This window comes from Wolbachia endosymbiont of Drosophila tsacasi (assembly GCF_028982115.1).
GTDB lineage: Bacteria > Pseudomonadota > Alphaproteobacteria > Rickettsiales > Anaplasmataceae > Wolbachia > Wolbachia pipientis_B.
Map to the genome: position 1 here is coordinate 1 of NZ_JAPQLJ010000039.1, position 7,827 is coordinate 7,827.

8 protein-coding genes and 1 pseudogene are annotated in these 7,827 nt (G+C 36.0%); 5 read left to right on the plus strand and 4 right to left on the minus strand.

Annotated elements, in window-relative coordinates:
* Positions 1-319, minus strand: a pseudogene (locus OZD70_RS06115) (IS110 family transposase); the annotation flags it as partial.
* Positions 320-761: 442 nt separating this feature from the next.
* Here OZD70_RS06115 and OZD70_RS02405 point away from each other — a divergent pair.
* The 5 genes from OZD70_RS02405 (at position 762) to OZD70_RS02425 (ending at position 3,755) form a co-directional block, all read left to right on the plus strand.
* Complete coding sequence (locus OZD70_RS02405) at positions 762-1,361, plus strand: peroxiredoxin (RefSeq protein WP_275020627.1); 600 nt, start codon at positions 762-764, stop codon at positions 1,359-1,361.
* Complete coding sequence (gene trxB / locus OZD70_RS02410) at positions 1,348-2,286, plus strand: thioredoxin-disulfide reductase (RefSeq protein WP_275020628.1); 939 nt, start codon at positions 1,348-1,350, stop codon at positions 2,284-2,286. Before OZD70_RS02405 ends, trxB begins: the two co-directional genes overlap by 14 nt.
* An 84-nt stretch (positions 2,287-2,370) precedes the next feature.
* Positions 2,371-2,940 carry an ankyrin repeat domain-containing protein gene (locus tag OZD70_RS02415; protein ID WP_275020629.1) on the plus strand — a complete coding sequence of 190 codons (570 nt, stop codon included), beginning with the start codon at positions 2,371-2,373 and terminating at the stop codon, positions 2,938-2,940.
* A gap of 90 nt (positions 2,941-3,030) precedes the next feature.
* Positions 3,031-3,192 (plus strand): hypothetical protein, encoded by a 162-nt coding sequence (locus OZD70_RS02420; protein ID WP_275020630.1) that lies wholly within the window; start codon positions 3,031-3,033, stop codon positions 3,190-3,192.
* A 44-nt stretch (positions 3,193-3,236) separates the two neighbouring features.
* Positions 3,237-3,755 (plus strand): TomO hydrophobic C-terminal domain-containing protein, encoded by a 519-nt coding sequence (locus tag OZD70_RS02425; RefSeq protein WP_275020631.1) that lies wholly within the window; start codon positions 3,237-3,239, stop codon positions 3,753-3,755.
* A 2-nt stretch (positions 3,756-3,757) separates the two neighbouring features.
* Here OZD70_RS02425 and OZD70_RS02430 read toward each other — a convergent pair whose 3' ends face one another.
* The 3 genes from OZD70_RS02430 to OZD70_RS02440 are packed head-to-tail and all read right to left on the minus strand — an operon-like array spanning position 3,758 to position 7,171.
* Entirely contained in the window at positions 3,758-4,687 is a 930-nt protein-coding gene (locus tag OZD70_RS02430; protein WP_275020633.1) for a tyrosine recombinase XerC, read from the minus strand.
* Positions 4,688-4,689: 2 nt separating this feature from the next.
* A complete protein-coding gene (gene lpdA, locus OZD70_RS02435) occupies positions 4,690-6,069 on the minus strand; it encodes a dihydrolipoyl dehydrogenase (protein WP_182183791.1) in 1,380 nt (459 codons plus the stop codon).
* Entirely contained in the window at positions 6,062-7,171 is a 1,110-nt protein-coding gene (locus OZD70_RS02440) for an outer membrane protein assembly factor BamB family protein (RefSeq protein WP_182183793.1), read from the minus strand. Before OZD70_RS02440 ends, lpdA begins: the two co-directional genes overlap by 8 nt.
* Positions 7,172-7,827: the final 656 nt, after the last annotated feature.

A 7,827-nucleotide genomic window follows, 5' to 3' on the forward strand; every position in this document is an offset into this window, starting at 1 on the left:
AAAATCTAGCTATCATAGCTGCATCTGATTTATCTGTCTTATTTCTGAGCAGCTCACTTTTGCCAAAAGCTTTCTGGATTTACTATACTGACATTATGTCCTAAATCGTGCATAAAAGTAGCCAAATCTTCTCCATACCAACTAGTTGCTTCAAGACATAAATGAGTAAGATTTGCTCCATGGCCATTGCACCAAACTACAAGTTTTGCAAAACCATCTTGATTATTTTGAAAGACTTTGTGTCGTTTTTTACTCTCCACTAACAAACATCAAATTTCTTTTTTGAAATATCCACACCCAAAATAGCATTTACTTGCATAAAATTGCCTCCAAGACTATAAATAAACTGAGAGTTTAGACTAACCTTGTAATACGGGATATAATTCCAAAAGATACTGTTCTGTCTTTAACTCTATGGGAGGCAAGCAAAATCTGGGATTCGGCCTTAATGGCATTAGTGTCGCATCAGCTTCACCCTCCCTGTGAGGTATTTTAGCTCTAATGCCTCACATCATAAAGATACAAGTGTCAGCTACTCGGATGACATTATAGGAGGCTACTTGGATGACAAGAAAGGAGCACCGAAATGACATCATAGGGGCGCTGGGACGACACCGTCATAAAGTGAAACTAGATTGTATCTTATCGGTAAAAAAGAAGAGCTATTTGAGGAAGTTTTTATAGGACTAAAACCAAAGAAAACTTGCATATAAGTTTATTAAGATGTAAAATTGAAGTTATTTTAAAAGAATAGGTCGATTATGAATCTTGTAACAAAATCTGCTATCGATTTTACTGCTTCAGCTATTCTCTCTGGCGGAGAAATTGTTGATGATTTCTGTCTGAGTAAGCGCATAAAAAATAAGTATGCTGTCCTTTTTTTCTATCCACTTGATTTTACCTTTGTCTGTCCAACTGAATTGATATCATTTAGTAATAAAATAGAGGATTTTTCAAAACGTGGTGTTGAAGTGATAGGAATAAGTGTAGATTCAAAATTTTCACATTATAAATGGCGAAACACTCCAGTTAATGATGGTGGTATTGGAGAAGTTAGCTACACTTTAGTGTCTGATATCAAAAAGTCTATATCAAGAGACTATGGGGTCTTATATGATGACTCAATTGCGCTGAGAGCAACTTTCGTTGTTGATGATAAATTTATTGTACGTCATCAATCAATAAATGATTTGCCTTTAGGGCGTAATATCGATGAGTTCGTTAGAGTCGTTGATGCAATTAAACATAATGAAGAGCATGGTGAGGTATGTCCAGCTGGATGGAAGAGGGGCAAGCCGGCAATGCAGGCGAGTAATGAAGGAGTAGCTGATTATCTAAACTCATACAGTGAAGAATTATAGATTTAGTACAAAAGTTCTTATTATTGGATCTGGAGCAGCGGGTTATGCTGCTGCTATATATGCAGCACGTGCAAACTTAGAGCCAATTGTAGTAACGGGAATGCAGCCTGGTGGTCAGCTTACAATTACTACAGATGTTGAAAACTATCCTGGTTTTGTTTCAATACAAGGGCCAGAACTAATGGAGCAAATGAGGTTGCATGCAGAAAAGGTTGGAGCAAAGATAATAGATGATGAGATAAAAAGCGTTGAACAACTTGAGGATTCTAATGAATATAGTTTTAGATCTTCTGGTAATACTAATGACTACTATTCAGATGCAATTATAATTGCATCTGGTGCACAAGCGAAGTGGCTTGGTCTCAAGAGTGAAAAGGAATTTCAAGGTTACGGAGTTTCAGCTTGTGCAACTTGTGATGGTGCATTTTTTAGGAATAAAGTTGTAGCTGTGGTTGGTGGTGGAAACACTGCTGTTGAAGAAGCAATATTTTTAACTCGATTTGCCAAAAAAGTGATATTAATACACAGACGTGATAAATTAAGAGCGGAAAAAGTAATGCAAGATAGGCTCTTTAAAAATGATAAAATAAAAGTAATGTGGAACCACACCATAGAGCAGATTCTTGGAGAAGAAAATCCAAAAAAAGTTACTGGTATTATAGTTAAATCAACGGAAGCTCAAGAGTTAGAAGTGGATGGAGTGTTCATTGCAATTGGGCATGCACCAAATACAGGTATTTTTAAAGGCTTTGTTGAAATGGATCAGCAGGGTTATATAATTACAAAACCTGGAACAACTTTAACTAGTAAAGCAGGAGTATTTGCTGCAGGTGATGTTCAAGATAAGGTGTATCGCCAGGCAGTAGTTGCAGCAGGAACAGGGTGCATGGCTGCACTTGATGCAGAAAAATTTTTAGAGTCGTAGTTAATTCTAGGATTTTGAATAAATTACTTGCAATTTTCCTTTTTTTTACATACTTATATTAGTAAATTATTAGGTAGGTTTAATATGCTTTATGGAGGGAATAGGACAAGTACTACTGGTTACGGATATAATCAGAGAACTCCAGAACCGCTTGATGAACCAACACAAAAGTTATTTAAGGCTATTGATGATGAAAACCTAGAAGCTTTTAAACAAGCTCTAGCAGAAGGTGCGGATGTTAATGCGTTTGATAAGGAGGGCATGACACCTTTGATATCCATAGCTATTAATTTGTCTGCAGGCTCTAAAACAGAAAAAGAATATCAGAATATGATTAGGTTACTTCTACTACACCGGAGCATAGATGTTAATATTCGCGAACAAAATAATAACAATACAGCTTTATATCTAGCAATGTGCTTTCAGCAAAAGAAAACGTTACAACTCTTACTAAGTCATCCAAACATAAGCACTTACCTAACTAATAAAAAACAGCAAAATCCTGAGGAATGTGCTAGACAAAATCGTGCTGAGTATTTGATAATAGAAATACAAAAAGCACGAAAAGGAAGAGAATTATTAGATGCTCTTTCTAGCGGAAACATTTACCAAGCGAAAAGACTATTAAATCAAGAGTCTAACCCTAATTGCTGAAAAAGAAACCAAAATGGAGAAATAGAAACGCTGCTTAGCTTAATTATTCAATCATGTTTACAAGGAATAACATCAGATAACAAAGAAGTATTGACAAAACTTTTAAAACATAAAGAGCTAGATTTTAGTCAAATAAAGTCAATACAAGCTATAGAGCGAAATTCATGGGTGAAGCAAATAATTAAACAAGCTATTACAGAGCGATTAACCGATACTATTAATAAAAAAGATTTAGATGATGTAAAAAATTAGTAGAAGATAATTGTTTCATAAATCGTGCAATTGTTACTGCTGCATTGAGGGGTATTAATAATCCAATCGAATCTATTACAAATTATCTAAATGAAAAATTTCCTGCAAATACGAATAATATACCAAAAGATTTTGAGAGGTTTGTAGAAGAGTTTGAAAAGACAAAAGCTCAACTTGTAGAGAAAGAGCAAGAGCTAACGAATAAAACTGGCAAAATTTCACTATTAGAAAGAGATTTGAAACAAGTAAGGAAAGAAAGAGATAGGCTTTTATCAGAAAATAGATTGCTCCGTACTAAAAGTCTGAGTAATAAAAACAAAAAATCCTCACAAGTAATTTCTCCTAGTAGAAAACAAAGCAACTTCGCTTCTGCTTCTTTTGTGTTGTCTGGAGCGTTTGCTGTTGGTGCATGTTTAACAATACCTAATTTGGAAATATGTATTCCACTTGCTGTAACTGCATTTGCCTTCTTTACAATTGGATGCTACTGTTCATACAAAGCAAACACAGCACTTAGCGACGTTAAAAGCACTCAGCTTGGTAATGTTATCAGTTTAGAATGAAGTTAAGGTTTTGGCTTCTTCTCCAAACTCTGCTGAAAATTTTTGTACATGTTAAAAACATCTTGATAATTGAGGTGAGTGTAAACTTGAGTAGTCTCAAGACTCGAATGACCAAGCAGTTGTTGTATTGATCTTATATCAATATCTTCCTGAAGCAAATGAGTAGCAAAACTATGACGAAATGCATGTGGAGATAAAATTTCTGGTAGATTTAATATTCTCCTTATTTTCTGCAAACGATTAGCCACATAAGTTCTTCCCAATTTTTTTCCTCTTACTCCCAAAAAAAGATATTGTGTTTCATTATTAATGCCAAGATAAGGGCAGGCTTTTACATATTCCTGTATACATTTTTTTACTACCGGAAGAATGAATACCTGCCTTTGTTTATCTCCCTTACCTGTTACTATTAAACTTTCATTGTTAATATCACTAACCCCAAGATTCAACGCTTCACTGATTCTTAAGCCTGTACCATATAGCAGGACAATAATTGCAATTTCTCTTTTTACCACCCAAGGTTTGCTCAAGTCAGATAATTTCATTTCTTTCACCAAAGTTTTTATATCAGGTATTGATAATGCTTTGGGCAGAGTTCTTCTCTGAATTGGCCTTGATAAGGAAAATACAGCTTCATTGTCTATATTGTAGTTGTTTTTTATGTACTTGAAAAAATTTCTGATTACTGAGAGTGCTCGAGTGTTAGATCTTGCATTCACACCTCTTGCATACCGAGAGGTAAGCCAACTTCTGAGCTCAGGTATGCTCAAATTTTCCAAAGTGCCGACATTTACTTCTCCACCAATGTAAGTATTTAAGAAACTTATAAGATCCTTCAAGTCCCTCATGTATGAATCTAAAGTGTTTGGTGAATAAGATCTGTTGCACCTCAGCCACTCATACCATTTTTCAATGATTGAACCGAGGTCCACAATTATTTTTTAAAGAAAGCATCGATGCACGCATCTCGAAAGGCTTCATTTATATCAGGATGAGAGTGACAAATTCTGTATATATCCTCTGCTGCTGCGCCATATGCCATTGCAACCGCTGCTTCGTTGATTAGCGTATCAGCGTATGCTCCTATGATATGCACACCTAGTATTGTATCTGCTCTGCTACAAGTCAGCACTTTCACGAATCCTTCAGCATCACCAGTGATTTTTGCTCTGCCGTTTGCAGCAAATTGACATTTACCAACTTTGTACTTATAGCCAGCATTTTTGAGTTCCTCTTCGGCTTTACCGATCGAAGAAACCGCAGGGTGAGTGTAAATGACAGATGGTATAATTTCATAATCAACGTGAGGTGACTGTCCTGCTATTATCTCTGCAACTGCCACTCCTTCTTCCTCTGCTTTATGAGCAAGCATTGCTCCACCAATCACATCACCAATAGCAAATATTCCTCTCACATTAGTTTCATATCTGTTGTTAACTTGAACGAAACCACGATTATCTTTTTTTATTTTTTCAAGACCTTCAGTGTATGGTTTGCGTCCTGCTGCCACCAATACCTTATCCGCCTCTATAGTGTTTGTTTGATTATCTTTTACAGAACAAACTTTTACACTCAAAGAGCTACTACTTTGTTTTATTCCCTCAACTTTAGTGCTAAGTAAAAATTTTATTCCTTGTTTTTGTAGACTAGAAAGTAGAGACTTACTTAATTCTCCATCCATTGCTGCAGCGATTCTATCAAAAAATTCTACTACAGTGACTTCAGACCCTAGCCTCCTCCATACAGAAGACATTTCAAGCCCTATTGCCCCGGCTCCGATTACGACAAGTTTTTTTGGTACTTCAGTTAAAGACAATGCACCAGTTGATGAAATAATACTTTCCTCATCGATATTAATTCCTGGCAAAGAAATAACGTCAGAACCGGTTGCAATTACTATATTTTTTGTCTTCAGCACCTTATCTTCAACTGAAACTTCAAGATTATCTTGGTCAAAAGAAGTAATTTTCCCAAGTCCATTGATTTTAGTGATTTTGTGAAGGTTAAACAGATATTCTATACCTTTTCCAAGTTCCTGAACTCTGGCATCCTTATAGCTTAGCATTTCTTTTAAATCGAAACTTGCATCCTTAATTTTTATGCCAAGCTTCGACAGATCATTTTTCGTGTGAGCATACTGATAGGAAGAATGAAGTAGTGCTTTGGAAGGTATGCATCCAACTCGCAAGCATGTACCACCAAAAATGCTATTTTTATCTATGCAGGCAACTTTCAATCCAAGTTTTGCAGCAGCGATAGCACACTTATAACCGCCTGGACCACCACCTATAACAATCAGATCATAATCAATCATAAAGAACAAACCTATTTTCTAAAGAATAAACACCATTTCCCTCAGTTGTTACATATATTTTATCGTGAGTAAACACTGGAGTGTGAAACACATTACCAGGTACTTTGACTACCTTTCCTGCACTTTCAGATCCAGGAAAAGCAAGCATTGAACCTTTATTGCTTGTCACCCACAGTGTATGGGCATGCACAATTGGAGCAAACAATTGCGTATTTTCTATTAAATCAGATGCCCAGACTGTTTCTCCATTTTTTATATCCAGGCCGATTATTTTATTATCTTCAGTTACTATAAAAATTCTTCCGCCTTCTTTTTGTTTCTCTGCAGGAATAAGAGGACTATAATATGACTCAATGTCTGATACATTTTTTACTTGCAGTGACTTTGACCATAAAATATTTCCTGATCTCACGTTAATACCATAAATATAAGAATTATTTGTAGCTATTAAAGTATCGCCAAGCACTCTCGGTGTAGTAGTTACATCTGTGAGCTGTGTATCCAAAAGGTTTGTAGCCAATTTTTGGCTCCACAATTTTTTACCGTCTTCATTAAAAGCTATTAACTCACCATTTGAAAATGGTGCTATTATTTTATCGTTAGAAATTGTTGGCGATATGGAATACAAACCTCGAACCTCATTGATACCGTTTTGATAAGCCCAAGCGGAGCTACCATCTTTTATATCAAACACGTACAGATAATTATCAATAGTCAATACTACCAATTTATTATTTATTACTGCTGCTTTCCCTCTTACTGGAGCTCTCAATTCTTTTTCCCACTCAATCTTGCCAGTTTTTGCATCTATTGCGTGTAAAGTGTTATCCACTATAAAGAAAACATTTTTTTCATAATGCGATAGGCTAATGTTACCAATTTTTTTCCTATGTGAGAGGTGTAATTTCCAATTCATAGCCTTTGAGTTATCAATATCAAAGGAATATAAAGCGCCGTGCTTGTCTGATAAAATAACGCTATCTTCTGTAAGCACTGGAGCTACATATCCTTGAGATAGTTTTTTATCCACTAGACTTATTCGCTCGCTTGCCATTGTGTAACTGCTACACAATAACATTATTATGACAATTATTACTTTCATTACTTAGTTGAGAACAAGATTTATTAATATACATACTAGAAATCTTAATCACAATGAAAATGTTCTTGTTGTACGTTGAAACATTGATTTATGAACAGAATGTTATATTATTATGTAAAAACTATACTCTTAGAGCTCATCCACTATGCGGCAACGTGCATAGCTGTATGAACATTGAGATATAAAAGTAATTTATACCAAGAAGAAAGATGTCATCCGAGTAGCTCCTTTTTTCGTCATCCCAGTGCCCTGACTACTTGAATCCAGGAAACTTAACTCTACACCAAGTAAATGTACAATAAGAACTAGATTCCAGACTGGAATGACACCCTACTTAACCGTCATACCGCGATTCATTCGCGGTATCTCATCCGCTAACAAGCAGCGGGATGACGAATTGCTTAACCGTCATTCCGCCGCAGACCGTCATACCACCACGAACCGTCATACCGCGATTCATTCGCGGTATCTCTTAGCCGCTAACACGTAGCGGTATGATGATTCTTCAAATCGTCAAGGTGTCATCCAAGTAGCCTTCTCTTCCTGTCATCCCAGTGCTTGACACTGGGATCCAGAAAACTTAACTTTAAATAAGTAGCTGCATAATAAAGACTAGATTCCAGCGTCACGCGCTGGAATGACACCTGTAGCCCTAC

Bases quoted from the DNA above. Each gene is read 5' to 3' on its own strand.
- OZD70_RS02405 (WP_275020627.1), top strand. From the start codon at position 762: ATGAATCTTGTAACAAAATCTGCTATCGATTTTACTGCTTCAGCTATT.
- OZD70_RS02415 (WP_275020629.1), top strand. From the start codon at position 2,371: ATGCTTTATGGAGGGAATAGGACAAGTACTACTGGTTACGGATATAAT.
- lpdA (WP_182183791.1), bottom strand. From the start codon at position 6,069: ATGATTGATTATGATCTGATTGTTATAGGTGGTGGTCCAGGCGGTTAT.
- OZD70_RS02440 (WP_182183793.1), bottom strand. From the start codon at position 7,171: ATGAAAGTAATAATTGTCATAATAATGTTATTGTGTAGCAGTTACACA.